General features: G+C 62.5%; 1 tRNA gene. It reads left to right on the plus strand.

Going from position 1 to position 528, the window contains the following annotated elements:
- Window positions 1-181 precede the first annotated feature (181 nt).
- A tRNA-Asn gene (locus SCI24_RS21470) sits at window positions 182-257 on the plus strand.
- Window positions 258-528: the final 271 nt, after the last annotated feature.

The raw sequence follows: 528 nt of genomic DNA on the forward strand, positions 1-528 counted from the left end.
CAAAAGGCTGCGGTATGGACACGGAAAGTCCTGCCAAAGCCGGCAACAGGGAAGTTGAAGGCAATAAAGGCCGCGTCGGGCCCGGCGCGGCCTTTACCTTTATCAAGACCCGGTTTTTCGGCCGGAGTATGGGTGTTGACCGCCCCTGCGGCCGTCTGTAATATACGCGGCCTTACACGATTCCCCGGTAGCTCAGTCGGTAGAGCAAGTGACTGTTAATCACTGGGTCGGCGGTTCGAGCCCGTCCCGGGGAGCCAAATGCAGAAAGCCCGATTCCTTCCCAGGTATCGGGCTTTGTTGTGTCTAAGGCTTGCGGAACGCGGGCCGGGCTCTCACGCCTTCGGCGGTGGCCCCGCGCCGTCCGTGGCGCGAGCCCTTCGGGCGCACTGACGTGCGGCCGATTTTGCTCCCGGCAAAATCGTCGAGCCCGTCCCGGGGAGCCAAATGCAGAAAGCCGGATTCCTTCCCAGGTGTCGGGCTTTGTTGTGTCTAAGGCTTGCGGAACGCGGGCCGGGCTCTCACGCCTTC

Origin of the sequence: Halomonas sp. (assembly GCF_033549285.1) — a bacterium.
Taxonomy (GTDB): Bacteria; Pseudomonadota; Gammaproteobacteria; order Pseudomonadales; family Halomonadaceae; genus Halomonas.